Here is a 22,837-nt window from a genome sequence, read left to right on the forward strand (position 1 = left end):
GCGGCGGGGGATCGCTCCTCCTCCGCTGTTTTCCTCAGAGACTGCTAAGCAAGCTGGGCGTTGGCCAGGCATCGGCCGGCAGGCCAAGACGCTGTTGTTCAACCTGCACAGCGATGCGGGTCTTAGAGCCTAAAATCCCATCGACCTTACCCACATCATGACCCCGCGCCTGTAGCTTCTTTTGCAGTTGCTTCATCTGGGCTCCGCTGAGACCCTGATCAGGATTGCCCGCGTTATAGACGCCGGCGCCTTCCAGTCGGGTGGCGAAATAGGCGGCGGTCAGCACATAAGTAAAGCTTTGGTTCCACTCAAAATAGACATCGAAATTTGGGTAGGCCAGAAAGGCCGGCCCCTTGTGCCCCTGTGGCAGCAATAGCGAGGCCTGGAGAGAGCCGCTGGCCAGCGTTCCTGCGCGGGGCTGAACGCCCATTTTGGCCCAGTTAGAGACTGAATTCTTTTGCGAGGGGCCGGTTTTCGACAGGTCCAGCCCACGAGGAATGGTCACCTCTTGCAGCCAGGGCTGGCCGGGGGTCCATCCCAGATGTGACAGCATCTTGCCGCCGGACATCAATGCATCCGGGGGCGAGGTTTTCAGGCTGACCTGACCGTCGCCATCGCCGTCAACACCGTTTTCCAGAATGTCGCGAGGCAGCATTTGCACCATGCCGATTTCACCGGCCCAGGCGCCTGTGGTTTTGCGTGGGTCAAAATTGCCGGTCTCGTAAAGCTCCAGCGCGGCAAAGATCTGTGGCCGAAACAGTTCAGGGCGGCGACAATCATGCGACAATGTCACCAAGGCGTTCAGAGTGTTAAAGTCCCCCTGAAAGGCACCATAGTCGGTTTCAAACGCCCAGAACGCCAGCAGCACGCCGCGGTTGATGCCATAGGTGGCCTCGATCCGATCAAAAGTGGCGTTGTGTTTTCTGGCCATAGAGCGGCCACGGTCGATCCGGTTTTGCGAGATCAGGTGACGGGTGAAGTCGATAAAGGGTTTTTGGAACACCCCTTGGGCGCGATCCGCGCGCAGAACCTTTGGATCCTGTTTGACCGATTTGAAAAAGGCGTTGGTGGTCGCCGTGGCGTGGCCATTGCTGATGGCCTCGCGCTTCAGGTCTTTGACGAACCCTGAAAAACTGCCGCCGCATTGGGCAAACACAGTGGCGGGCATCAGGCAGGCGGCAAGGGCGAGGGGCAATAGGCGCATGAAAAGGGGCATCCATATATAATAAGGTTGCCCCTTGTTAGCTAGAACAGCAGGGCCAAGGCAACCGTCATGGCCAGCGCGATGCCCCAGACCCGCCACAGCTGCGATGTGCAGGCGTCGATGTCATGGGCGCTGATGGCCTTGTTTGCCGGTGCGTTGACCCATGGAAAATCACGCATCTGCCCATCGTAGGACCGCGGTCCGGCAAGGGCGAGATCCAGCGCGCGCGACATGGCCGCCTCCGGCCAGCCTGCGTTGGGCGAGCGGTGACGGCGGGCATCGCTGATAATGGCGCGCCAATCGCGCAACTGGCCGCTGCCAAGGGCGATCAGCAGGCCGGTCAGCCGGGCAGGGATCAGGTTCAGCACGTCATCCAGACGGGCGGCGGCCTTGCCAAACTCCTCGTATTTGTCGGTGCGGTAGCCGATCATGCTGTCGGCGGTATTGATCATTTTGTAGACAAGCAGACCCGGCAGGCCTGCAACCAGAAACCAAAAGGCTGGGGCGATGACACCATCCGAAAAGTTCTCGGCGCCGCTTTCGATGGCGGAGCGGGCCACTTGCGGACCGGTCATGGCAGCGGTGTCGCGGCTGACAATCAATGCCACGGCGCGTTGGCCGTCGGACAGCGAGCTGCGCAGACCGGTGGCAACGGCGGCGACGTGGTCGGTCAGCGAGCGTTGGGCGATCAGAATGGCGGCGCAGATGATTTCAACCACTGGCCCGAATAGGGACAGCAGCCAGCCAAAGATCAAAGCAATCGCGATCAGCGCCACTGCGGTGAGCCCCCCGTTGATGCGGCGGAATTCGCCTTTGTTCAGTCGCTGATCAAAGGCATCCACCAATTTACCCATCAGGACCGCCGGATGGGGCAGACGTGACCACAGCCATTTCGGCTCCCCCAAAATGGCATCCAGCAGCAGGGCCGCAACCAACAAGGGTGCGGTGCTCATAAGGCGGCCTCGACCCGGTCCCAACCATCTGCGGGCGGCAGGCCCAGACGCAGGTAGGTTTTGGAGTAGGGAAAGATGCGGCTGAGAATATGGGCACGGCCAAGGCGGTCATGCCAGGCGGCTGCGTCGTCGACCTCGTATAGTCTAAACAGCGAGGTGCCACCGGCCAGACGTCCGCCACGTGCCAGCACCAGCGCATCCAGACGGTCCGCGTCCTGTGTCAGGCGTCTGCGTGTGGCATCGGCCCAGTCGTGATCCTGCAATGCCTGTGCCCCAATTTGCAGCGCCGGGCCAGACACCGCCCAGGGACCTTGCCATGTCGCAAGTCGCGAAATCAGATCCGGGTGACCGATGGCAAAGCCAAGTCGCAAGCCAGCCAGCCCCCAGAACTTGCCAAAGCTCTTCAGCACGATCACGCCGGGGCGGTCGGCCAGTGAAATCAGACTTTGGTCTGGGCAGACATCGCAGAAGCTTTCGTCGATTACAGTCAGCGGTGCAGTGACGTCCTGCTTGGACCACAGACGCCCATCCGGATTGTTAGGATGGACCAGAACGCGCGCCTGCGCGGGGTCCTGATCGCTGACGGTCCATCCGTGGGCCCGAAACCCAGCCGCGTGTTCGTTATATGTCGGCGGGGTGATTCGCACGGTTTGAGGTGGGGTCAAAGCTGGCAAGGTGGCAATCAATGCCGAGGCCCCGGGCGCGGCGAGAATCGCAGCCTTTGCAGGGATTTGCCAAAAGATTCGGGCTGATTCGATTAAATTTTTCTGTGCATTGTGGTCGGGCAATGCGCTCCAGGCGTCTGAAGGGATGTCAGAAACGGGGAAAGGCAGTGGATTGATCCCCGTTGACAAATCCAACCAATCGGATCGGCTGCCGCCATATAGCGTCACCCCGGCATCCAGACCACCACCGTGATCTCTTTGAGTTTGCGGTATTTTTTTGGTTAATTTGGGCATGGAAACGCCTGATGAGAACGGGTGAAAGTTCAGCCGCCCGAAAAGCAGCTAAATGGATATGGAGCAAGATTGTGCTTGAGGCAACCATACTTGGTGACCAACGTAAAAAATCCGAGTAAGTGTTTTACGGTTACCGGAGTTAGGGAGTGGCGCGTTTTAAAGATTGTGCCCGGGTTTTGTATGAAAGTTTTGATTGTTGAGAGCTGTTCTGAGCTTGGGATCCTTTGGAAAAGGCATCTTCAACGGCTTAAGGCAGTGGTCACATTGGTGGAAAACCAAGAGGCAGCAATACTGGCGTTATATGCGGATGCCTACGATATCATTGTTCTGGATCTGGTGATCAGCGAGGGCAGCGCATTGGCTGTTGCCGATTTTGCCAGCTATCGTCGACCGGATGCGCGGGTGATTTTTGTCACCAACACCAGTTTCTTCTCAGACGGGTCGATATTTGCCCATAGTCCCAACGCCTGTGCCTTTGTACAAAGCGGAACGCCGCCAGATGATCTGGCGGCGATGGTCGAGCATTACGCAGGTGCCCGTTAAGGGGCAGAAGCGGCGTTAACCCGTTTGTGTGGTGCGGTCCAGTCCAACACAGGATTGGTTGGTATTATCCGGGACGGGTTAATGGTGTCATGACTGTAGTGATAGTGGCGCACGATGTGGTGCATGCCAACGGTTTCAGCCACACCGGGCCATTGGTACAGTTCGCGGGTGTAGGCCCATAGGTTGGGGTAGTCGATCAACCGTTTGCGATTGCATTTGAAATGCAGGTGATAGACGGAATCGAACCGGGCGAGGGTGGTGAACAACCGCCAGTCGGCCTCAGTCACTTGGTCGCCCAGCAGATAGCGGTGTTCCGTCAACAGGTCCTCTAGCCATTCCAGAGTGTCGAAAAGCGGGTCAATTGCAGCATCATAGGCCTCTTGCGAGGTGGCAAAACCGCATTTGTAAACACCGTTGTTCAGAGTGTCGTAGATGCGGGCGTTTATCGCTTCGATGGGTTCGCGCAACTCTTGCGGCCAATAATCGTCGGTGTTGCCGGTCAGACCGTCAAAGGCCGAGTTCAGCATCCGGATGATTTCCGAGCTTTCGTTCGACACGATGGTGTTGCGCTGTTTGTCCCAAAGGATCGGCACAGTGACACGGCCGGTGAAATCCGCATCGGCGCGGGTGTAGATCTGATGCGCGTGGGTCAGGCCAAACAGGTTGTCACCGGTCGCGCCGTATTCGTCTGTCTCAAAGGTCCAGCCCTCGCCCAGCATGTCGGGGTGCACCACTGAAACGCTGATATGGTCCTGCAGGGATTTGAGCTGGCGAAAGATCAGGGTGCGATGGGCCCATGGGCAGGCCATCGAGACATAGAGATGGTAGCGGCCGCTTTCCGCCTTGAACCCGTCACTGCCCGAAGGACCGGCCGTGCCATCTGCGGTGATCCAATTGCGAAATTTGGCTTCAGCGCGTTTAAAACTGCCGCCTGTGGTTTTGGTGTCATACCATTGGTCGTGCCATTTTCCGTCGATCAACAGTCCCATGCCGCTAGCTCCTATGTGTTTGCTGAGGCTTAGATAGTGTGGAACGGGCATCCCGCCTATCATCGGCAACGCGCATCGTCTCTGCATGGCTGCACAGATAAGGATCGACGGCGGGACTAAATTTGCGGGGGTGAGCTAAATTTTACAAAAGTTCACTTGATTTTATCAATTCTAATAGCACTGTTGGACTCGGAATAACAAAGGTCAGCCAGATGTCGACATACCTGCCGAAAGAAGTTCAAGAAGGATTGGACGCCGCCCGTTTGCTGGCGATGAAAAAGTCCAGTCGCCTGCGGGTTTGCGTCGAGGGAGAGGTCTATCGCGTGCTGCGGATGTGGAAAGACGGGTTTGCCGTTGAAGAGGGGGTTGTCCCGAATCTGCGCGGTCTGGTCGATATTTATGACGGCACAAACCACCTGTATCAGTGTCTGATTGTGGGCACCGAGGCCGAAGGTGGTGAGATGCAATATGAATTCAAACGTGCCACCGCGGTCGCGGATAAGCCCGCGCTGGATTTCTATCGTGCGCCGGATGCGCCGGTGGGGTTGTTAGGGCATGATGCGGCCTAGGCTGACGTAACCGATTAGATAGAAAAGGCCCCGAATGCGGGGCCTTTTTGATTCGGTGGCATAACTTTTATTTGGGTGGTGACTGGCTACGGGCGGATTTCAACGGTGGTTCCGATTGGTACAAGCGCCCACAATCTTTCCATTTGTTCGTTTGATACGGCGATGCATCCGTCGGTCCAGTCGCCGGGCAGAGTAACCATATCCCCCAAGGAGTTGGGCTGGCCGTGAATGAAAATATCACCGCCTGGGTCCACTCCTTCTGTTTTGGCACGAGTGATGTCTTCGGGTCTTGGATAATCAAGCCCTAGCGACAGATGGAATGAACTGCGTGGGTTTCGACGATTGATGCTGAACAGGCCTTCCGGGGTTTTCCCATCGCCTTCGTGCTGTTTGTCGCCAAGCGGGGCAAATCCCAAACTCACCTGCATTTGCAATACAGCTATACCATCGCGGCTGGCGGTCAGGCGTTTTGCAGATTTCTCTATTAGAATAAGGTCGACGTGCTGGACTGTGTCGGCCAGAGGGGGAGCCTCTGGCCGTGGTCCGTAGTTTTGCCACGCCCACCAACCGAATCCTAATGCAAGAATCAGGCCGGTCAGGAGGCTAAGGCGGCGGATCACTTACTGGAGATCCGAAAAGGCGCGGGTCATGCGTTCGCAGGCCTCGATCACCCGGCTGCGTTGGGTGGCCAGGTTGAACCGTTGGAACATCTCACCGCTGGCGCCAAAGCTGGGGCCTTGCGAGACGGCAAGTTTGGCGACGTCGCGGATGCGGGCCTTGACCTCATCGTGGCTCATGCCGGTGGCCTCAAAATCGACCCAGGCCAGATAGGTGGATTGCAGTGGCAAAGATTTCAGGCCCGGAATTGCATTGATCGCCTGATCAAAGATACGCCGGTTTTCATCGAGATGGGCTATCTGCGCATCCACCCATTTGGCGCCTTCTGGCGAATAAGCGGCGGTGATCATATTGATGGCCAGACTGCCGGCGCCGTAGTCCAGCGTGTTCAGCCGGTGCTTCATCGCGGCGCGCAGGCTGTCGTCGGGAATGATCATGTTGCCAGTACGCTGACCTGCAATGTTGAACGTCTTGGACGAGGCGGTCAGGGTGACCGTCCGGTTGCGGGCCTCGGGGGCGGCGATGTCCATAGGTACAAAGGTGGCGCCCGGGAACACCAGATCGTGGTGGATTTCATCCGAGATCAGGATCAGATCGTTGCGACTGGCAAAGGCACTGATTTCACGCAGTTCCTCGGGGGTCCAGACGCGGCCTGACGGGTTCTGCGGGGAACACCATATCAGGATTTTCTCACTGCCGGTCAGGCGGCGTTGGGCGTCGTTGAGATCCAGAACATAGGTATCGCCGTCGCGTTTCAGCGGGCATTCGGTCAGGACCCGTCCGGTCTTTGCGATTTTATGGGCAAATTCGTGGTAGACCGGTGAGAAGGTCACGACGCTGTCGCCCGGATCGCTCCAGACGTCCAGAGACAGCGCAATGGCATTGCCCAATCCCTGCGAGGTCAGAATCCAGTCCTGCTCGATTTCCCAGTTGTGACGGGTCTTCATCCACCACTGCACGGCGGCCAGATAGTCAGGGTGATCCCAGGAATAACCAAAGACGCCGTGATCGGCGGCCTTGCGGATCGCGTCGATCACGCAGGGCGCGGTGGCGTAATCCGAATCTGCCGTCCACATAGACAGACCGTCATCAGGGGAGACGCCATAGAGCGTCTCCATCTTGTCCCATTTAGTGCTGTTGGTGCCGCGACGGTCGATTGGGTCGTCAAAACTCATCCAGAATTCTCCTCGTGTTTGGGCCTGAAGCTACTGCGAAACGCAGCAGGTGCAAGGGGGGCGTTGCGGTGGCTGAGGCAATGGCCTAAATCGGGGGCATGAAACGTAATATTTTGATCCATCCCGACCCTCGCCTTAAAAAGGTTTGCGCGCCAGTCAGTGATATCACTGACGCGTTGCGCAAGCTGGCTGATGATATGCTGGAAACCATGTATGACGCGCCGGGCATTGGCCTGGCGGCGCCGCAGATTGGCGTCATGGACCGGTTGATCGTGCTGGACTGTGTCAAGGAAGAGGGCGAAGAGATGCGCCCGCTGGTGATGTTCAATCCGGTGGTTGTGGCGGCCTCGGATGAGACCAACGTCTATGACGAGGGTTGTCTGTCGATCCCGGACCAATACGGCGAAGTGACCCGCCCCGAGGTGGTGGATGTGGAATGGATGGATCGCGACGGCAAAGCGCAGCGGGAACGGTTTGACGGATTGTGGGCCACCTGCGTGCAGCACGAAATTGACCACCTGGAGGGCAAGCTGTTCATCGACTATCTGAAGCCGCTGCGCCGTCAGATGATCACTCGCAAGATGCAAAAGCTGAAACGCGAGCTGGCGCGCAAGTGAGCAAGCTAACGATCCTGACCTGGCCTGATGCCCGCCTGTCGCAGCGCTGTGCGCCTGTTGGGGCCGAACCGCTGGATGATCTGATCGCCGATATGTTCGAAACCATGTACGCCGCTGAGGGCCGCGGACTGGCGGCGCCACAAGTGGGCGTGATGAAAGGGTTGTTTGTGATGGACTGCACCTGGAAAGAGGGGCCGAAGTCGCCGATGGTGATGATCAATCCAACCATCATGGCTGCCGAGCGCAGTCCTGCCGAGATGCAGGAGGGCTGCCTGTCGATCCCGGGTGTGCTGGTCTCGGTCGCGCGCCCCAAAGCAGTGACCGTGCAGTGGACCGCCGCCGAGGGCGACATTCACATGGCTGATTTCGACGGGTTTGAAGCGCGCTGCATTCAGCATGAGTTTGATCATTTGAACGGCACCGTGACATTTGATCACCTGTCAGGCGCGGAGCGTGCCAACGCCGAGGCTGAATTTCTGGAGATAAACACGTGACCACCCGTATCTGCCTGCCCTGGCCAGACAAACATCTGCGCACCAAAGCCGCCGAGGTGAGTGAAATCACCGACGAGATCCGCGCCATCTGGGTGGACATGGTGGACACCATGGAGGCGATGCCCGGTGTGGGCCTGGGCGCTCCACAGATTGGTGTGATGCTGCGATTGGCGGTTGTCGATGGCAGTCGTGAACGCGGTAAGGCTGTAAAGATGGCCAATCCCGAGGTGCTGCATGCCTCGATTGAGCTGCGCGAACATGACGAGGCCAGCCCAAACTTGCCGGGTGTGTCAGCTAAGATCAAACGTCCCCGCGCGGTGACCGTTCGGTATATGGATGAGGCTGGCGAGACGGTAGAGCGGGATTTTGTTGGGGTTGAAGCGACAAGTGTGCAGCACCAGATCGATCACTTGAACGGCCGAATGTATTTTGACCGGTTGAGCAAGGTTAAGCGCGACATGTTGTTGCGCAAGGCCAAGAAACAAAACGGCTGATTGCCGGTATTAGTGGTGCGTATAAGCACGCAGCCTACACAGGAAGCAAAGTGATGCGCGTCATATTCATGGGTACGCCCGAGTTTTCGGTTCCGGTGCTGGAGGCCCTGGTTGAGGCCGGGCACGAGATTGCCGCGGTCTATTGTCAGCCACCACGCCCGGCGGGGCGGGGCAAGAAGGACAGGCCAACGCCGGTGCATGCGCGCGCGGTTGAGCTTGGGTTGCAGGTGCGCCACCCGGTGTCGTTGAAAACGTCCGAGGCGCAGGATGAGTTTGCCGCGCTGGGCGCCGACATTGCGGTGGTGGTGGCCTATGGCCTGATCCTGCCGCAGGTCATTCTGGATGCGCCCACCAAGGGATGTCTGAACATTCACGCCAGCCTGCTGCCACGCTGGCGCGGGGCGGCGCCGATCCACCGCGCGATCATGGCGGGGGATGCCGAGACGGGGATTTGCATCATGCAGATGGAGGCCGGGTTGGACACTGGGCCGGTACTGCTTCGGGAAGGCACAGCCATTGGCGAAGAGGAAACCACCGCGCAGCTGCATGACCGACTGTCAGAGATGGGGGCGTCATTGATCGTGACTGCGTTGCGGCATCTCGATGGGCTCTCTCCTGATGTGCAGCCTGCCGATGGCGTCACCTATGCCAGCAAGATCGACAAGGCTGAGGCCCGCATTGACTGGAGCCGCCCAGCGGTTGAAGTGGATCGCCAAATCCGTGGGTTGTCGCCGTTTCCCGGCGCCTGGAGCGAGTTGGGCGGTCAGCGGGTCAAGGTGCTGGCGTCAAAACTGGCTGAGGGACAGGGGAATCCGGGGCAAGTGTTGGCGGAAAACCTCACTGTGGCCTGCGGAAGCGGTGCGGTTGAGCTGCTGCGCTTGCAACGGGCGGGCAAGGGCGCGCAGGATCGTGACATCTTTTTGCGTGGTTTCCCGGTGACGCCGGGCGATTGTTTCTGACCGGAGAGCCTGCATGTTTTTGACCCTGATGGGGACCGTGGTGATTGCCGGGATCGTTGGCTACGCGGCCGAACGGTCCGGGTTCACCCATAATGGCTACCTGCCGTCGATTATCATCTGTGTCGGCGGTGCGTTTCTGTTTTATTTTGTGCGGCTGATGTTTGGCATCGGCTTTCATGCGGCGGGCTGGAATGCCATTGCGTCGTCTATCGGGGCGCTGATCATTGTGCCCTTTCACTGGAAGAGGTGAAGAGATGCCTATTATTGCCCTGATAATCATCGGAGCGGCGGCCGGCTTTCTGGCCACGCGGCTGATGCGAATTGACGCTAATGTTGTAACCACGGTGGTCATCGGCATGGCCGGGGCACTGATCGGCGGACTGCTGTTGCGGTTTTTGCTGACAGTGATGGGCATGATGGCCGGCTTTGTTGGGGCGGTGCTGGGGGCCTTGCTGCTGATCTGGCTGTGGCAGACCTATTTTCAGAAGTGATAACTTAGCGCGCGCCTGACCTGAGGGTCGGACAGAAAATAGGCCTTTTCCTAGCTGCGCGGCGGGCGGCTTTTGTAAACCGGCAGGTGCCAGCCAAAATGGATTGAACCAGCCCGCAGCGCCCAGCAGACGACAGCACAGGCAATCAGCGCGCTTAGGTCATCAGTCATGCCCAGCGACTTGATACTGACAGCAGTCATGGCACCGGCCATGGCGCAGGTCATGTAAAGCTCGCCCTGTTTCAACACCAAGGGCACCTCGTTGCAGACCACATCGCGCATCAACCCGCCAAATGATCCGGTGGCCATTCCCATCAGCACCACAATGACCGGGGATTTGTCCAACTCCATCGCGGCGCCGGTTCCTGCAGAGACCGCAACGGCAAGGGCAAAGCTATCCAGCCAGATCAGCCATTTTTGCCGACTTTCCACCCGGTGTGCGGTGAAAAAAATAAGCACCGCTGCAGCCGAGGCCAGCAGGATATAGGTCGGCTCGCCCACCCAGAACACCGGGTGCCGGTCCAGTAAAAGGTCGCGGATAGTGCCGCCGCCAACAGCCGTTAAACAGGCGACAAAGGCGAAACCTACAATGTCCAGCTGGGCACGGCTGGCGACCAGTGCGCCGGTCAGTGCAAAGACCAGAACCGAGGCGTAGTCTAATAGGGTCAGAAAGTTCATAGGCGGACCCTATCAGAGCTGCGTGGCGGTCACGGTTTGGATTTTTTTGGTTTGAACGGCGCCATGCCAGCACGGGCCAGCTCATCCGCGCGTTCGTTTTCTTCATGGCCGGCGTGACCCTTGATCCATTTCCAGGTCACCTGATGGCGCAGCTGCGCCTCGTCAATGCGCTGCCACAGATCGACGTTTTTAACGGGTTTCTTGGCCGAGGTTTTCCACCCGTTCTTTTTCCAGCCAAAGATCCAACCCGTAACGCCGTTTTTCACATAGGCCGAATCGGTCACTATGGTCAGCGTTGAGGGCCGGCTGAGGCTTTCAAGGGCGTTGATCGCGGCCAGTAGCTCCATCCGGTTGTTGGTGGTGTCTGGCTCGCCGCCTTTCAGCTCGCGCTCTTTGACGATCGCGCCGTCACTGTCGATGGCGCGCAGCAAGACGCCCCAGCCACCGGGGCCGGGATTGCCAGAGCAGGCGCCGTCGGTATGGGCAATCAGCTCAGGCATGAGACGTCACCGCGATCCAGTCCGAAGGTTTTCCGTCCAGCCCAACGCCGTTACCAAGTGTCCGGTCGGTGATCGTGAATCCAGCTTGTGTCATGTGGTCCTCAAGCTCCTCTTGAGAATAGTAAGTATAAAACCGGCCAATTCTGTCCGGGCCCTGGCCGCTGCCGAGTTTCATTCCGATATAGAAGGTCCCGCCGGGTTTCAACGCCTTGTGCAGTGCGGCCAGATGGGTTGGGAATTCCGCGCGCGTGGCGTGTAGCAAGCTAAAGTTGGCCCAGACCCCATCATAGGTTGCGCGGCCGGCGATATCCTCAAACACGGCCTGGGTTGCGGTCACTCCGGTGTGTTTATTCGCCAGAGATACCATTTCTGTCGAGGCATCCGTGGCCTCAACGGTCAAACCGGCCTGCGCCATTGTGGCGGCAGCATTGCCCGGGCCACATCCCAGATCCAAAGCTCGCCCCCCCGCTGGAAGGGCGTTGATAAAACGCTGGAGTTGGCGGTCGCCAAAGGTATCGGCTTTGACCATCTCGGCATATTCGGTGGCGCGTTGGTCATAGACGCGGATTGTGTCGGTCGTTTTGGTCACGGGGCCTCTCCTTAAGGGTATCAGGCGCGTTCAACAGCCAGGCGGGCGGCCAATCCGGCAAAGATGGCGGCAAAACCCCGGTTGAGCCAGGCCAGGACGCGCTCGGACCCAAGCACGTAGTCGCGGGCGGTGGCGGCAAACAATCCGTAAAGCACGAAGATCACAAAGGTCAGCGCCATAAAGACCGCGCCAAGCAGCGCCATTTCAAAACTGGCGGAATTGGCGTTACCACTTAGAAAGGGGGGCAGCAGGGCCAGAAAGAAGATCGACAGTTTCGGATTCAGAATGTTGATCAAAGCTCCGCGCTGGGCGATTTTGAGACCAGACTGGGTGGTGCGTTTCGACGTGATGGCAAGGGCTCCGCCGGACTTCAGAGCCTGCCAAGCGAGATAGAGCAGATAAAGAACACCGGCGATCTTGACGATCTGGAACAACATCGCCGAGCTGTGCAGGACCGCCGCCAGACCCAGAGTTGCGGCGGCCAAATGTGGCAGGATGCCAAAGGTGCATCCCAGCGCCGCCCAGAGCGCGGCTTGTCGTCCCTGACCCAACCCAAGCGCGAGGGTGTAAATGACACCGGTTCCGGGGGCCAAAACAACGACAAAGGCGGTCAGCAGGAAATGCAGAGAAATCATTATGGGCTCCGAAATGACGAGTGGGGCAGGGCTGCGTAACCTTGTATGACTGAGGTGGTCGCCGCAAGCCTGCGATTGCTTGGATCCCAAAGCTTCATCTGGCCTGAAATATCCCGGGGGTGAATTGGCCCAGGGCCAAGAGGGGGCAGCGCCCCCTTCTGTTACCGCTGAACGGGTTGACGCAGCACGCGGGGCACTTTGAATTCGATGTCTTCAACGGCGGTTTCGACCACTTCGACGGTCACGTCATAGCGGTTGCGGAAGGCGTCGATCACCTCGTTGACCAGCAGTTCAGGGGCCGAGGCGCCGGCGGTGATGGCGATGCTGCGAATGCCGTCCAGGGCACGCCAGTCGATGTTGGCCGCGCGTTGTACCAATTGCGAGTAATTACATCCGGCCTTGGCGCCGACCTCGACCAGGCGGCGTGAGTTCGACGAATTGGGTGCGCCGACCACCAGCAGGGCGTCGCTTTTGGGGGCCACCGCTTTCACTGCGGCCTGGCGGTTGGTGGTGGCATAGCAGATGTCTTCCTTGTGAGGGCCGATAATGGCTGGAAACCGGGCGTTCAGGGCGGCCACGATATCCTTGGTGTCATCCACCGACAGGGTGGTCTGGGTCACAAAGGCCAACTGGGCCGGATCGCGCACTGCCACAGTGGCCACATCCTCGACGGTTTCGACCAGCAAAACCTCGCCATCGGGCAGCTGGCCCATGGTGCCAATCGTTTCGGGGTGGCCTTTGTGGCCGATCATGATCATCTGCAATCCGGCACTGGCGTGACGCTGGGCCTCGATATGCACCTTGGAGACCAGCGGGCAGGTGGCATCCACATAGATCATCTGGCGCAGGGTGGCTGCGGCCGGAACGGATTTCGGCACCCCATGGGCGGAAAAGATCACCGGCCGGTCATCGGGACAGTCCTCCAGCTCTTCCACAAAGATGGCGCCCTTGTCGCGCAGGCTGTCCACTACAAATTTATTATGTACGATCTCGTGGCGGACATAGACGGGCGCGCCCCATTTCTCTATCGCCATTTCGACGATCTTGATGGCACGGTCGACACCGGCGCAGAATCCGCGCGGTGCGGCCAGATACAGGGTCAGGGCGGGCTTGGTCATGGGCGTCTCCTTGTGCTGCAGAGGTAAGGCTTTCGCGGCGTCAGGTCCAGTGGGGGTGGTGATCGCGGTTATGTGATTAGAGCCTCCAGCGCGGGAAGGGGCGAAAGGGAATTCAAAATGGGTGAAAAGGACCGGAAATGAAGATTGTTTTGGGCGGCGGTGTGTTGTTGGCCGTTGCTGCGGCAGCTTGGCTGTGGAGCCCGAGCGACGGCGTTCACGCGGCAGGGCTGCTGCCGTATCAGGATGAGGCAGCAGTAACGCGCGGGGCAGAAGTGTATCAGGACTATTGCGCCAGCTGTCATGGGGATCAGTTGCAGGGGCAGGCAAACTGGCGGGATCGTGACGCCGATGGATACTTACCGGCGCCTCCGCATGATGTGACGGGTCACACCTGGCACCATGATGATGCACAGTTGTTAGAGATCACCCGGAAAGGCACCGCGGCGTTGGTCGGCAATGGCTATCGCAGCCGGATGCAGGGATATGAAGACGTGCTGAGCGAGCAGGATATGCTGGCGGTTCTGGCCTATATCAAAAGCACCTGGCCGCCCGAGGTCATTGAGCGCCACAATGCAATGAACACGCAGGACGATGGCTAACAGGCAGATGGCTGATGTGACCGACGACGTGGCAGGTCCCAAAAGCGGCGCGCAGGACAGGGATTAAAAAAAGCAGACGCCGAAGGATACTCCGGCGCCTGCTTTTGTTGCTAACTCAAATCACTTGAGACGTGTTACTTGCCAGCGAACGCAACGTTGCGATCCTCGGCAGGAACTTCACGTGGAGGACGACCAATAACATCCTTCAGTTCTTCAAGCTCAATGAAGTTGTCAGCCTGACGCCGCAGCTCGTCCGAAATCATCGGCGGCTGGCTGCGAATGGTCGACACGACTGAAACGCGGACACCTTGACGCTGCAAGCTGGCAACCAGCGGCCGGAAATCCCCATCCCCGGAAAACAGCACAATGTGATCAACGCGCGGAGCCAGTTCCATGGCGTCCACAGCAAGTTCGATATCCATGTTGCCCTTAACCTTACGGCGGCCCATGCTATCGGTGTATTCCTTGGCGGGTTTGGTCACCATGGTAAAACCATTGTAATGCAACCAGTCTACCAGCGGGCGGATCGGCGAATATTCATCGTTCTCAAGCAGTGCGGTGTAGTAGAACGCACGCAGCATTTTGCCGCGACGCATGAATTCCTGACGCAATAACTTATAGTCGATATCAAAGCCGAGCGCCTTGGCTGCAGCATAAAGATTCGACCCATCGATGAACAGCGCTAGCCGTTCGTCTTTGTAAAACATAATAATGTCCTTCCGGTATAAGTCGCACTGTGCTGAGTGTTCCGTGAGTGAATGCTAAAATTACACACTGCGAATGTACCTAATGTAAGTTATTTGGCATCTGCTGCAAGAGTGATGGATAGATGAAATGGGGTCAAAAATGACCGAATTCCGGTCAAATTCGTTAATAGCGCTGGGTGGAAACCTGCCTTCGGCGGCTGGATCGCCAACAGCGACGTTAGTATCTGCTATTGCAGAGCTTTCCAGGCGTGGATTGTATGTACAGCTACTATCGCGATTCTTTCATACGCCGTGTTTCCCTGCCGGGGCCGGGCCTGATTACGTGAACGCGGTGATACAGGTCCGTACGGGTGTTTCGTCTGATGAATTGTTATCAATTTTGCATGATGTAGAGGAACAGTTTGCGCGGGTGCGGGATCAACGTTGGGGTATGCGGACGCTGGATTTGGATCTCATCGCCCGGGACGATCAGGTTTTGCCTGATTTGGAAATTTACGAGAAATGGTATGGTTTGGGGTTGGAGGAACAGAAGCGTCAGGCTCCTAAGTATTTGATTTTACCACATCCGCGCCTTCAGGATCGTGGGTTTGTACTGGTTCCTTTGTGCGATATCGCCCCGGATTGGGTCCATCCGGTTCTGGGCTTGTCTGCGCGCGAAATGCTGGATGCTTTGCCGAAAGCGGCAATTGCCGAGGTGCAGCCCCTATGATGTGGCAAAGGTGTCGCAATCGGCGCTTGTCAAGACAAAGATTCGGGCTTAAACACCAGCGTTCTGGATCCTTACTCATTTGGAGAGTCGCTGATGGCCCGCGTAACGGTTGAAGACTGCGTTGATAAAGTACCCAACCGCTTTGAGCTGGTGATGCTGGCAGCCCACCGGGCCCGTGAAATCGCGGCCGGTGCGCCAATCACGGTTGAGCGTGACAACGATAAGAACCCTGTGGTGTCGCTGCGTGAAATCGCAGACGAAACGCAGAGCGCTGATTCGCTGCGCGAACGCCTGATTGAGAGCAACCAAACTCAGATCGAAGTCGATGAGCCTGAAGAAGATTCGATGGCTCTGCTGATGGGTGGCGAGGCTGACAAGCCGTCCGAGGACGACATGTCCGAAGAAAAACTTCTTCGGGCCCTAATGGAAGCCCAAGGTCAGGGCTGAGCCGCACATAGAATTGAGGCTGCGGACCGGAAATGATATCAACCGAAGATCTGATTGCGCTGGTCCGCAACTACAATCCCAAGACCAACGAGGAGCGGCTCGCCGAGGCTTATGCCTATGGCGAAGCAATGCACACGGGGCAGTTCCGGCACTCAGGTGAACCCTATTTCACCCATCCGGTCGCCGTCGCTGCCATCCTGACCGAACAGCGCCTGGATGATGCCACCATCATCACCGCGCTGCTGCACGACACCATCGAAGACACCAAGGCCAACTACGAAGAGGTCTCGGAGCGGTTTGGCAAAGAGGTTGCTGAACTGGTTGATGGTGTGACCAAGCTGACCAATCTACAGTTGTCGAGCCGCGAAACCAAGCAGGCCGAGAATTTCCGCAAGCTGTTCATGGCGATGTCCAAGGACCTGCGGGTTATTCTGGTCAAGCTGGCCGACCGCTTGCATAACATGCGCACCATCAAGGCGATGCGGCCGGATAAGCAGGCCCAGAAAGCCCGCGAGACCATGGATATCTATGCGCCGTTGGCGGGCCGCATGGGGATGCAATGGATGCGCGAAGAGCTGGAGGATCTGGCCTTTCGCGTGCTAAACCCTGAAGGTCGCCAGTCAATCATTCGCCGCTTTATCACGTTGCAACGGGAAACCGGCGATGTGATTCATCGGATCACCGGTGATATGCGGTCCGAGCTTGAGAAGGCGGGGATCGAGGCCGAGGTGTTTGGCCGCGCCAAAAAGCCCTATTCGATCTGGCGTAAGATGCAGGAAAAGGATCAGGGGTTCTCGCGCTTGTCCGACATCTACGGGTTCCGCATTATCACCGCCACCGAGGAAGACAGCTATCGCACCCTGGGTGCCATTCACCAGCGTTGGCGGGCTGTGCCGGGACGGTTCAAAGATTACATCAGTCAGCCGAAATCAAACGGCTATCGCTCTATTCACACCACGGTCTCGGGCCGTGATGGCAAGCGGGTCGAGGTGCAAATCCGCACCCGGCAGATGCATGACGTGGCCGAAACCGGTGTGGCGGCCCATTGGTCATACCGGGACGGTGTGCGCACCCAAAACCCCTTTGCGGTAGATCCGGCCAAATGGATTGCCTCGCTGACCGAACAGTTCGACGCTGAAGAAGACCACGACGAGTTCCTCGAGGCGGTCAAGCTGGAGATGTATTCGGACCAGGTGTTCTGTTTTACGCCCAAGGGCGATGTGATCAAGCTGCCCAAAGGGGCGACGCCGATTGATTACGCCTATGCGATCCACACTCGTGTCGGGAATGCCTGTGTCGGCGCCAAGGTAGATGCCATTCGGGTGCCGTTGTGGACGCGGTTGCGCAATGGTCAATCGGTCGAGATTATTGCCGCCGAAGGGCAGACACCGCAGGTCAGCTGGCTTGAGATTGCCACGACAGGTAAGGCCCGGACCGCGATCCGGCGCGCATTGCGAGACGCGGACCGCCAGAGGTTTGTCAAGCTGGGCCACGAGTTGGCGCGGTCAGCGTTTGAGCATGTTGGCCGTAAGGCCACTGACAAAGCGCTGGAAACTGCAGCACGTGCGTTGCGACTGGGGGATGCACGGGAGTTGTTGGCCCGTCTTGGCTCGGCTGAAATCACCGGCCATGATGTTGTGCAAGCGGTCTATCCGGATCTGGTCCCCGACAAGAGCGATGAAATCTCTCCGCGTCGTGCGGTGATTGGTCTGGAGCCGGGACAAAGCTTTGAGCGTGCAACCTGCTGTCAGCCGCTTCCGGGTGAGCGTATTATCGGCATTACATATCGCGGTCGTGGAGTGGTGGTGCATGCTGCGGATTGCGACCACCTCAGCAGTTACGAAGACCAACCAGAGCGCTGGGTTGACGTGCATTGGCATGACGGCACTCACCCTGCGGTATATGGCGTCACCCTAAGCCTGACCATAGGGAATGATGCGGGGGTACTGGGGCGAATTTGCACATTGATTGGTGAGAAAAAGGCCAATATCTCGGACTTGGAATTTATCGATCGGAAACCAGACTTTTACCGTTTGGTGATAAACGTCGAACTACGCGATGTTGAGCAGTTGCATTCGCTGATTTTGATGCTCGAGGCCGAAAGTGATGTTGCCGCGGTTGAGCGGTTGCGAGATCATCCTGTGAAGCCCGGCGTGAACTAGAAGCCTCATCCCCTAAGTGGGGCCGGAAACTGGACCTTAATTAAGGTCAAAACTTGGAAGGACGCAATCGTTGGTATTCAGGCGCCGTGACCGACGTTCGCCGCTTCGCGCGGTTGCGGATTTTCTCTGGCCGCGGGGTGGTTGGTCGCGTGCATTTCTGTACGTGAAACACCGGGTGCGGCGACTGCCTGATTCGCCGGAACGTATTGCGCGTGGGATTGCGGCGGGGGTGTTTACGGCCTTCACTCCGTTCTATGGGCTGCATTTTGTCGTGGCGGTGTTGTTGGCGCGACTAACCAACAGCAATATTCTGGCGGCACTCAGCGGCACCTTTTTCGGCAACCCGCTGACCTATGTGCCCATTGGTGTGGCGTCGTTGCAAACCGGTCATTGGTTGCTGGGCACAGAATTTGACACCGAGGTGGACCATTCGCTGATCGGCAAGTTCTTTGGTGTCAGCAAAGATGTATGGAACAACCTGCTGGCTTTAATCTCGGACCGGGAGGCTGACTGGCATGGCTTGCAGCTGTTCTACAACGAGGTGTTTCTGCCCTATTTGATCGGTGGGGTGATTCCCGGTGTGGTTACGGCGACGGTCTGCTATGTCCTGAGTGTGCCGCTTATCCGGGTCTATCAGCAACGTCGCCGTTCTAAGATCAAAGCCAAGTTCAAGGCGATCAAGGCGCGGGCGAAGGTGGAAAACGGCCTTTCGAAGACGTCGATTTCGATCAAAGTCCCGTCGCGCAAAATGCAGTAGAGTTTTTGCGGTTTGCTCTTTTCGTCTGGCGGTCTAGTGTCAGGCAAACTGGGCATTTCAGGACTGGCATCAATGGCTAAAAACTCTTTGCGACTGGGTCTCAACATCGATCACGTAGCGACCGTGCGCAATGCACGCGGCGGGGCATATCCGGACCCGGTCCGGGCGGCGAAACTAGCAGAAGAGGCTGGTGTTGATGGCATCACCGCTCATCTGCGTGAAGACCGCCGTCATATCATGGACGCCGATATCGAGGGGTTGATGCAGGCACTAACAGTGCCGCTGAATTTTGAGATGGCCGCTACGGATGAAATGCAGGCTATTGCGCTGCGGCATCGACCGCACGCGGTCTGTATTGTTCCTGAGAAACGTGAAGAACGCACCACCGAAGGCGGGCTGGAAGTGGCGCGTGAGGAAAATAAACTGGCGCATTTCATTGCGCCGTTGCGGGATGCTGGTTGTCGCATTTCGATTTTTGTTGCGGCCGATCAAAAGCAGATCGAGGCGGCACATCGGATTGGTGCCGATATCGTCGAACTGCATGTGGGCGCCTATTGCGATGCCCATGCCGAGGGTGATTTCGCCTTGCGCGACGCCGAACTGCAGAGCCTGCGCGAGATGTCGACCTATGCCCATTCTTTGGGCCTAGAGGTCCACGCGGGTCATGGGCTGACCTATGATTGCGTGTCCCCAATCGCGGCTTTCCCCGAAGTGCAGGAATTGAACATTGGCCACTTCCTGATTGGTGAGGCAGTTTTCCTGGGCTTGACACCTGCAGTTCATGAAATGCGGCGCCTGATGGACGAGGCGCGAGGATGATGTTTGGCGCTCACAAGACTTTTCTGAAAAGTCTTGGCAAAAGTTTTGTGAAAACTTTTGGGTGAGGCATGATTCTCGGCATCGGTACTGATCTCGCTAATATTGAGCGAATTCAGCGAACGCTGGATCGATTTGGAGACCGGTTTAAAAATCGGATTTTCACAACGGTTGAACAGCGTAAGGCCGAACGGCGCCTGGATGTGGCGGGAACCTATGCCAAGCGTTGGGCCGCCAAGGAAGCCTGTTCCAAGGCATTGGGTACAGGGTTGCGCATGGGCATTGCCTGGAAAGATATGGCGGTCAGTAACCTGCGCACGGGTCAGCCGGTTATGCATGTAACCGGATGGGCGGCCAAACGCCTGCTTGAGATGACGCCGCCTGGTCACGAGGCGGTTATCCATGTGACCCTGACCGATGATCACCCTTGGGCGCAGGCATTTGTGGTGATCGAGGCGCGGGTGACCGCTGGTCTAGCTGAGGATGATAGCAGCCAAGCTTGACTTACCCCCATTCGGGCCGCATGTAGCCCCGGACCTATTTTTAGAACCGGAGAGCCTGATGGCGACCAAAGTACAAGCCGGAAATTCGATCGTCGAGACGATCAAGACCATTGTCTATGCGCTATTGATCGCCGGTGTCTTCCGCACCCTGTTTTTCCAGCCGTTCTGGATCCCGTCGGGCTCGATGAAGGAAACGTTGCTGATTGGTGATTTTTTGTTCGTCAATAAAATGGCTTATGGCTATTCTTATGCGTCGTGCCCCAGTGTGAAACTCGCGCGCTTGGGGGTTGATATCGACGCCGAGGATATCTGTGGCTTCCTGGACGGAGACAACACCCGGTTGTTTGGCGGAACGCCTGAACGCGGGGATGTGGCTGTGTTTCGGCATCCTGTAAACAATACGGACTTTATCAAACGGCTGGTCGGACTGCCCGGAGACAAAATCCAGGTGAAAAACGGTGTTCTGTTCATCAATGACAAGCCGGTCGCCTTGAAAGACGCTGCTGATTTCGAAGAAGTCATGGAGCGCCAGGGACCTCAAGGGCGGTTCCCACGCTGTCAGAATGACGCGCCGGTGGGTGACGGCGGTGTCTGTAAAAAGACGCGGCAGATCGAGACCCTGCCAAATGGTGTCGAACATACCATTCTTAACATCGGCAATCAGTCTACCGACCACACAGGTGTATATTTGGTGCCGGATGGGCATTATTTCTTTATGGGTGACAATCGCGACAACTCGACCGATAGCCGGGTTCCCCAATCAGCCGGTGGTGTTGGTTTTGTACCTTACGAAAACCTGATTGGCCGGGCCGATCGTATTATGTTCTCATCCGCGGGGCGTTCGATGTTGTACTTCTGGACCTGGCGCAGTGATCGTTTCTTCAAGGGGATCAAGTGAAGCTGTCAAAAGAAATGCGCGGCTTTCAGGATCGGATCGGGCATCAGTTTGCCCGGCCGGAACTGCTGGTGCGCGCCCTGACCCATGCCTCGATTTCATCCCCGACACGCAGCGACAATCAGCGGCTAGAGTTCCTGGGCGACCGGGTGCTGGGGCTGGTGATGGCAACGGCGTTACTGGAAGATGATAAATCAGCTTCCGAAGGTCAGCTGGCGCCGCGATTTAATGCTATGGTGCGCAAAGAAGCCTGTGCCGATGTCGCCCGCGAGATTGATCTGGGCGAGGTGCTGAAGCTGGGGCGGTCAGAAATGATGTCTGGCGGGCGGCGCAAGCTGGCGCTGCTGGGCGACGCGATGGAGGCGGTGATTGCCGCTGTCTATAAGGATGCCGGGTTCGAGGCGGCGCAGGCGATGATCCTGCGGCTTTGGGCCAGCCGGATTAATGCGGTCGAGGATGACGCGCGTGATGCCAAGACCTCGCTGCAGGAACTGGTCCAGGCCAAGCGGCAGAAACCTCCGGCCTATGAGCTGGTGTCGCGCACGGGGCCAGATCATCAGCCGGTGTTTACCATTGTGGTGCGGCTGGACGATGGCGCCGAGGCGCAGGCCACCGCTGGATCAAAACGACAGGCCGAACAGGCTGCAGCCACTGCGCTGCTAAGCAAACTGGAGCAAAAACAATGAGTACTCGTGCTGGATTCGTGGCTCTGATTGGTGAGCCGAACGCAGGCAAGTCGACGCTGCTGAACCGCATGGTCGGGGCTAAGGTTTCGATTGTAACCCATAAGGTGCAAACCACCCGCGCACGTATCCGTGGCGTGGCGATGGATGGCCAGAACCAGATTGTGTTTGTGGACACGCCGGGCCTGTTTGCGCCGCGTCGCCGGCTGGACCGCGCCATGGTTGCGGCCGCTTGGGGTGGGGCTGCGGATGCCGATGTGATCGTGCTGATGGTCGAGGCCCACCGGGGCGTCACTGAGGGCGTAGAGAAGATCCTGGAAGGCCTGGCCGAGATTGGCGAGGGCCGCACCGTGACTCTGGCCATCAACAAGATCGATAAGGTTCCAACTGAAGTTCTGTTGGGCTTGGCGCAGAAATTGAACGAGAGTTATGATTTTTCCGAGACTTTCATGATTTCGGCTGAAAAAGGTCATGGGGTTGATGATCTGCGCAAGTGGCTGGGGGGCAAACTGCCCGAAGGTCCATGGTTGTACCCCGAAGATCAGATTGCCGATCTGCCGTTGCGGATGATTGCTGCGGAAATGACGCGCGAAAAGCTGACACTGCGGCTGCATCAGGAATTGCCTTACCAGATGACCGTCGAGACTGAGACCTGGGAAGATCGAAAGGATGGCTCGGTCAAGATTGACCAGGTGGTCTATGTGGTGCGCGATGGCCATAAGGGCATTGTACTGGGCAAGGGTGGTGAAACGATCAAGTCAATTGGCCAGGCGTCCCGGACAGAGCTGGAAGAGTTTCTGGATCGCAAGGTTCATCTGTTTCTGCAGGTCAAAGTGCGGCCCAACTGGCTGGACGAAGCCGAGCGCTATTCGGAAATGGGGCTGGACTTTAAGGACGGCAACTAAGGTTTTGAACCTCAGGGTTGCATCAGGATCGGTGGCCGCCGGTGCGGGCGTCGGCTTCTTGTGCCGCCGG

General features: G+C 57.8%; 30 protein-coding genes. 18 read left to right on the forward strand and 12 right to left on the reverse strand.

Going from position 1 to position 22,837, the window contains the following annotated elements; genetic code table 11:
• Positions 1-34 precede the first annotated feature (34 nt).
• From EBB79_RS00935 to cobD, 3 genes are read right to left on the reverse strand one after another with little or no spacing between them, the layout of a single operon-like run.
• A complete protein-coding gene (locus EBB79_RS00935; protein ID WP_127747040.1) occupies positions 35-1,204 on the reverse strand; it encodes a lytic murein transglycosylase in 1,170 nt (389 codons plus the stop codon).
• Between the two features lie 41 nt (positions 1,205-1,245).
• Entirely contained in the window at positions 1,246-2,157 is a 912-nt protein-coding gene (gene cbiB / locus EBB79_RS00940; protein ID WP_127747041.1) for an adenosylcobinamide-phosphate synthase CbiB, read from the reverse strand.
• Positions 2,154-3,116: a threonine-phosphate decarboxylase CobD gene (cobD, locus tag EBB79_RS00945; RefSeq protein WP_127747042.1), complete on the reverse strand. Its 963-nt coding sequence runs from the start codon at positions 3,114-3,116 to the stop codon at positions 2,154-2,156. Before cobD ends, cbiB begins: the two co-directional genes overlap by 4 nt.
• 180 nt (positions 3,117-3,296) lie before the next feature.
• Here cobD and EBB79_RS00950 point away from each other — a divergent pair, with 180 nt between their 5' ends.
• Positions 3,297-3,659 (forward strand): response regulator transcription factor, encoded by a 363-nt coding sequence (locus EBB79_RS00950; RefSeq protein ID WP_127747043.1) that lies wholly within the window; start codon positions 3,297-3,299, stop codon positions 3,657-3,659.
• Here EBB79_RS00950 and EBB79_RS00955 read toward each other — a convergent pair.
• Positions 3,656-4,648 (reverse strand): glutathione S-transferase family protein, encoded by a 993-nt coding sequence (locus EBB79_RS00955; protein WP_127747044.1) that lies wholly within the window; start codon positions 4,646-4,648, stop codon positions 3,656-3,658. The two genes, EBB79_RS00950 and EBB79_RS00955, sit on opposite strands and share 4 nt — an antisense overlap.
• Positions 4,649-4,860: 212 nt before the next feature.
• Here EBB79_RS00955 and EBB79_RS00960 point away from each other — a divergent pair, with 212 nt between their 5' ends.
• A complete protein-coding gene (locus EBB79_RS00960) occupies positions 4,861-5,217 on the forward strand; it encodes a hypothetical protein (protein ID WP_127747045.1) in 357 nt (118 codons plus the stop codon).
• Between the two features lie 86 nt (positions 5,218-5,303).
• Here the strand turns inward: EBB79_RS00960 and EBB79_RS00965 are convergent, their stop codons facing one another.
• Together EBB79_RS00965 and EBB79_RS00970 are read right to left on the reverse strand one after the other, a co-directional pair.
• On the reverse strand, positions 5,304-5,837 hold the full coding sequence (locus EBB79_RS00965) for a L,D-transpeptidase family protein (RefSeq protein WP_127747046.1): 534 nt from the start codon (positions 5,835-5,837) through the stop codon (positions 5,304-5,306).
• Positions 5,838-7,010: a MalY/PatB family protein gene (locus tag EBB79_RS00970; RefSeq protein WP_127747047.1), complete on the reverse strand. Its 1,173-nt coding sequence runs from the start codon at positions 7,008-7,010 to the stop codon at positions 5,838-5,840.
• A gap of 98 nt (positions 7,011-7,108) precedes the next feature.
• Here EBB79_RS00970 and def (EBB79_RS00975) point away from each other — a divergent pair, with 98 nt between their 5' ends.
• Genes def (EBB79_RS00975) through EBB79_RS01000 form a run of 6 tightly spaced genes read left to right on the forward strand, consistent with a single transcriptional unit; the run spans position 7,109 to position 10,065 of the window.
• On the forward strand, positions 7,109-7,627 hold the full coding sequence (gene def / locus EBB79_RS00975) for a peptide deformylase (RefSeq protein WP_127747048.1): 519 nt from the start codon (positions 7,109-7,111) through the stop codon (positions 7,625-7,627).
• Complete coding sequence (def, locus tag EBB79_RS00980) at positions 7,624-8,121, forward strand: peptide deformylase (protein ID WP_127747049.1); 498 nt, start codon at positions 7,624-7,626, stop codon at positions 8,119-8,121. The genes def (EBB79_RS00975) and def (EBB79_RS00980) overlap by 4 nt, the downstream gene beginning before the upstream one ends.
• Entirely contained in the window at positions 8,118-8,615 is a 498-nt protein-coding gene (gene def, locus EBB79_RS00985) for a peptide deformylase (RefSeq protein ID WP_127747050.1), read from the forward strand. The genes def (EBB79_RS00980) and def (EBB79_RS00985) overlap by 4 nt, the downstream gene beginning before the upstream one ends.
• Positions 8,616-8,668: 53 nt before the next feature.
• Entirely contained in the window at positions 8,669-9,574 is a 906-nt protein-coding gene (fmt, locus tag EBB79_RS00990) for a methionyl-tRNA formyltransferase (RefSeq protein WP_127747051.1), read from the forward strand.
• A gap of 13 nt (positions 9,575-9,587) precedes the next feature.
• Positions 9,588-9,824, forward strand: a complete 237-nt coding sequence (locus EBB79_RS00995; protein ID WP_127747052.1) for a hypothetical protein — start codon at positions 9,588-9,590, stop codon at positions 9,822-9,824.
• A gap of 4 nt (positions 9,825-9,828) precedes the next feature.
• Entirely contained in the window at positions 9,829-10,065 is a 237-nt protein-coding gene (locus EBB79_RS01000) for a GlsB/YeaQ/YmgE family stress response membrane protein (RefSeq protein ID WP_127747053.1), read from the forward strand.
• A 50-nt stretch (positions 10,066-10,115) separates the two neighbouring features.
• On the opposite strand, the gene EBB79_RS01005 is transcribed toward EBB79_RS01000, so the two are convergent.
• From EBB79_RS01005 to ispH, 5 genes are all read right to left on the reverse strand, one after another.
• Positions 10,116-10,742: a trimeric intracellular cation channel family protein gene (locus EBB79_RS01005; protein ID WP_127747054.1), complete on the reverse strand. Its 627-nt coding sequence runs from the start codon at positions 10,740-10,742 to the stop codon at positions 10,116-10,118.
• A 29-nt stretch (positions 10,743-10,771) separates the two neighbouring features.
• Positions 10,772-11,242, reverse strand: coding sequence for a ribonuclease HI (rnhA, locus tag EBB79_RS01010; protein WP_127747055.1), 471 nt, complete (start codon positions 11,240-11,242; stop codon positions 10,772-10,774).
• Positions 11,235-11,831, reverse strand: a complete 597-nt coding sequence (locus tag EBB79_RS01015) for a class I SAM-dependent methyltransferase (protein WP_238704967.1) — start codon at positions 11,829-11,831, stop codon at positions 11,235-11,237. Before EBB79_RS01015 ends, rnhA begins: the two co-directional genes overlap by 8 nt.
• 20 nt (positions 11,832-11,851) lie before the next feature.
• Positions 11,852-12,466, reverse strand: a complete 615-nt coding sequence (locus tag EBB79_RS01020; protein ID WP_127747056.1) for a LysE family translocator — start codon at positions 12,464-12,466, stop codon at positions 11,852-11,854.
• A gap of 161 nt (positions 12,467-12,627) precedes the next feature.
• Positions 12,628-13,584, reverse strand: coding sequence for a 4-hydroxy-3-methylbut-2-enyl diphosphate reductase (gene ispH, locus EBB79_RS01025; protein WP_127747057.1), 957 nt, complete (start codon positions 13,582-13,584; stop codon positions 12,628-12,630).
• Between the two features lie 137 nt (positions 13,585-13,721).
• Between ispH and EBB79_RS01030 the strand changes: the two genes are divergently transcribed.
• On the forward strand, positions 13,722-14,183 hold the full coding sequence (locus tag EBB79_RS01030) for a c-type cytochrome (RefSeq protein WP_127747058.1): 462 nt from the start codon (positions 13,722-13,724) through the stop codon (positions 14,181-14,183).
• A gap of 134 nt (positions 14,184-14,317) precedes the next feature.
• Here EBB79_RS01030 and EBB79_RS01035 read toward each other — a convergent pair whose 3' ends face one another.
• Positions 14,318-14,890, reverse strand: coding sequence for a LabA-like NYN domain-containing protein (locus EBB79_RS01035; RefSeq protein ID WP_127747059.1), 573 nt, complete (start codon positions 14,888-14,890; stop codon positions 14,318-14,320).
• Positions 14,891-15,029: 139 nt separating this feature from the next.
• On the opposite strand from EBB79_RS01035, the gene folK reads away from it, so the two are divergent.
• From folK to era, 9 genes are all read left to right on the forward strand, one after another.
• Entirely contained in the window at positions 15,030-15,599 is a 570-nt protein-coding gene (gene folK, locus EBB79_RS01040; protein ID WP_127747060.1) for a 2-amino-4-hydroxy-6-hydroxymethyldihydropteridine diphosphokinase, read from the forward strand.
• A 93-nt stretch (positions 15,600-15,692) separates the two neighbouring features.
• On the forward strand, positions 15,693-16,046 hold the full coding sequence (gene rpoZ / locus EBB79_RS01045) for a DNA-directed RNA polymerase subunit omega (protein WP_127747061.1): 354 nt from the start codon (positions 15,693-15,695) through the stop codon (positions 16,044-16,046).
• 32 nt (positions 16,047-16,078) lie between these two features.
• Positions 16,079-18,208, forward strand: a complete 2,130-nt coding sequence (locus EBB79_RS01050; protein ID WP_127747062.1) for a RelA/SpoT family protein — start codon at positions 16,079-16,081, stop codon at positions 18,206-18,208.
• A 70-nt stretch (positions 18,209-18,278) separates the two neighbouring features.
• On the forward strand, positions 18,279-18,965 hold the full coding sequence (locus EBB79_RS01055; RefSeq protein WP_127747063.1) for a DUF2062 domain-containing protein: 687 nt from the start codon (positions 18,279-18,281) through the stop codon (positions 18,963-18,965).
• A 72-nt stretch (positions 18,966-19,037) separates the two neighbouring features.
• The gene (locus EBB79_RS01060) at positions 19,038-19,784 is read left to right on the forward strand and encodes a pyridoxine 5'-phosphate synthase (protein ID WP_127747064.1); all 747 of its coding nucleotides are present in this window, start codon (positions 19,038-19,040) and stop codon (positions 19,782-19,784) included.
• Positions 19,785-19,852: 68 nt separating this feature from the next.
• Positions 19,853-20,284: a holo-ACP synthase gene (gene acpS, locus EBB79_RS01065; protein WP_127747065.1), complete on the forward strand. Its 432-nt coding sequence runs from the start codon at positions 19,853-19,855 to the stop codon at positions 20,282-20,284.
• 58 nt (positions 20,285-20,342) lie between these two features.
• A complete protein-coding gene (gene lepB / locus EBB79_RS01070; protein WP_127747066.1) occupies positions 20,343-21,182 on the forward strand; it encodes a signal peptidase I in 840 nt (279 codons plus the stop codon).
• Positions 21,179-21,865 carry a ribonuclease III gene (gene rnc / locus EBB79_RS01075; protein ID WP_127747067.1) on the forward strand — a complete coding sequence of 229 codons (687 nt, stop codon included), beginning with the start codon at positions 21,179-21,181 and terminating at the stop codon, positions 21,863-21,865. The genes lepB and rnc overlap by 4 nt, the downstream gene beginning before the upstream one ends.
• Positions 21,862-22,767, forward strand: a complete 906-nt coding sequence (gene era / locus EBB79_RS01080; RefSeq protein WP_127747068.1) for a GTPase Era — start codon at positions 21,862-21,864, stop codon at positions 22,765-22,767. The genes rnc and era overlap by 4 nt, the downstream gene beginning before the upstream one ends.
• Positions 22,768-22,837: the final 70 nt, after the last annotated feature.

Origin of the sequence: Parasedimentitalea marina (assembly GCF_004006175.1) — a bacterium.
Lineage (GTDB): Bacteria > Pseudomonadota > Alphaproteobacteria > Rhodobacterales > Rhodobacteraceae > Parasedimentitalea > Parasedimentitalea marina.

Excerpts from the sequence above, each read along its gene's own strand:
- fmt (WP_127747051.1), top strand. The coding sequence starts at position 8,669 with ATGCGCGTCATATTCATGGGTACGCCCGAGTTTTCGGTTCCGGTGCTG.
- rnhA (WP_127747055.1), bottom strand. The coding sequence starts at position 11,242 with ATGCCTGAGCTGATTGCCCATACCGACGGCGCCTGCTCTGGCAATCCC.
- acpS (WP_127747065.1), top strand. The coding sequence starts at position 19,853 with ATGATTCTCGGCATCGGTACTGATCTCGCTAATATTGAGCGAATTCAG.
- EBB79_RS00960 (WP_127747045.1), top strand. The coding sequence starts at position 4,861 with ATGTCGACATACCTGCCGAAAGAAGTTCAAGAAGGATTGGACGCCGCC.
- EBB79_RS00995 (WP_127747052.1), top strand. The coding sequence starts at position 9,588 with ATGTTTTTGACCCTGATGGGGACCGTGGTGATTGCCGGGATCGTTGGC.
- EBB79_RS01035 (WP_127747059.1), bottom strand. The coding sequence starts at position 14,890 with ATGTTTTACAAAGACGAACGGCTAGCGCTGTTCATCGATGGGTCGAAT.
- ispH (WP_127747057.1), bottom strand. The coding sequence starts at position 13,584 with ATGACCAAGCCCGCCCTGACCCTGTATCTGGCCGCACCGCGCGGATTC.
- lepB (WP_127747066.1), top strand. The coding sequence starts at position 20,343 with ATGGCGACCAAAGTACAAGCCGGAAATTCGATCGTCGAGACGATCAAG.
- EBB79_RS01020 (WP_127747056.1), bottom strand. The coding sequence starts at position 12,466 with ATGATTTCTCTGCATTTCCTGCTGACCGCCTTTGTCGTTGTTTTGGCC.
- def (WP_127747048.1), top strand. The coding sequence starts at position 7,109 with ATGAAACGTAATATTTTGATCCATCCCGACCCTCGCCTTAAAAAGGTT.
- EBB79_RS00970 (WP_127747047.1), bottom strand. The coding sequence starts at position 7,010 with ATGAGTTTTGACGACCCAATCGACCGTCGCGGCACCAACAGCACTAAA.
- folK (WP_127747060.1), top strand. The coding sequence starts at position 15,030 with ATGACCGAATTCCGGTCAAATTCGTTAATAGCGCTGGGTGGAAACCTG.
- EBB79_RS01000 (WP_127747053.1), top strand. The coding sequence starts at position 9,829 with ATGCCTATTATTGCCCTGATAATCATCGGAGCGGCGGCCGGCTTTCTG.
- rpoZ (WP_127747061.1), top strand. The coding sequence starts at position 15,693 with ATGGCCCGCGTAACGGTTGAAGACTGCGTTGATAAAGTACCCAACCGC.
- EBB79_RS01050 (WP_127747062.1), top strand. The coding sequence starts at position 16,079 with ATGATATCAACCGAAGATCTGATTGCGCTGGTCCGCAACTACAATCCC.
- EBB79_RS00955 (WP_127747044.1), bottom strand. The coding sequence starts at position 4,648 with ATGGGACTGTTGATCGACGGAAAATGGCACGACCAATGGTATGACACC.
- EBB79_RS00935 (WP_127747040.1), bottom strand. The coding sequence starts at position 1,204 with ATGCGCCTATTGCCCCTCGCCCTTGCCGCCTGCCTGATGCCCGCCACT.
- EBB79_RS01005 (WP_127747054.1), bottom strand. The coding sequence starts at position 10,742 with ATGAACTTTCTGACCCTATTAGACTACGCCTCGGTTCTGGTCTTTGCA.
- era (WP_127747068.1), top strand. The coding sequence starts at position 21,862 with ATGAGTACTCGTGCTGGATTCGTGGCTCTGATTGGTGAGCCGAACGCA.
- EBB79_RS01060 (WP_127747064.1), top strand. The coding sequence starts at position 19,038 with ATGGCTAAAAACTCTTTGCGACTGGGTCTCAACATCGATCACGTAGCG.
- cobD (WP_127747042.1), bottom strand. The coding sequence starts at position 3,116 with ATGCCCAAATTAACCAAAAAAATACCGCAAACTCAAAGAGATCACGGT.
- EBB79_RS01030 (WP_127747058.1), top strand. The coding sequence starts at position 13,722 with ATGAAGATTGTTTTGGGCGGCGGTGTGTTGTTGGCCGTTGCTGCGGCA.
- cbiB (WP_127747041.1), bottom strand. The coding sequence starts at position 2,157 with ATGAGCACCGCACCCTTGTTGGTTGCGGCCCTGCTGCTGGATGCCATT.
- EBB79_RS00950 (WP_127747043.1), top strand. The coding sequence starts at position 3,297 with ATGAAAGTTTTGATTGTTGAGAGCTGTTCTGAGCTTGGGATCCTTTGG.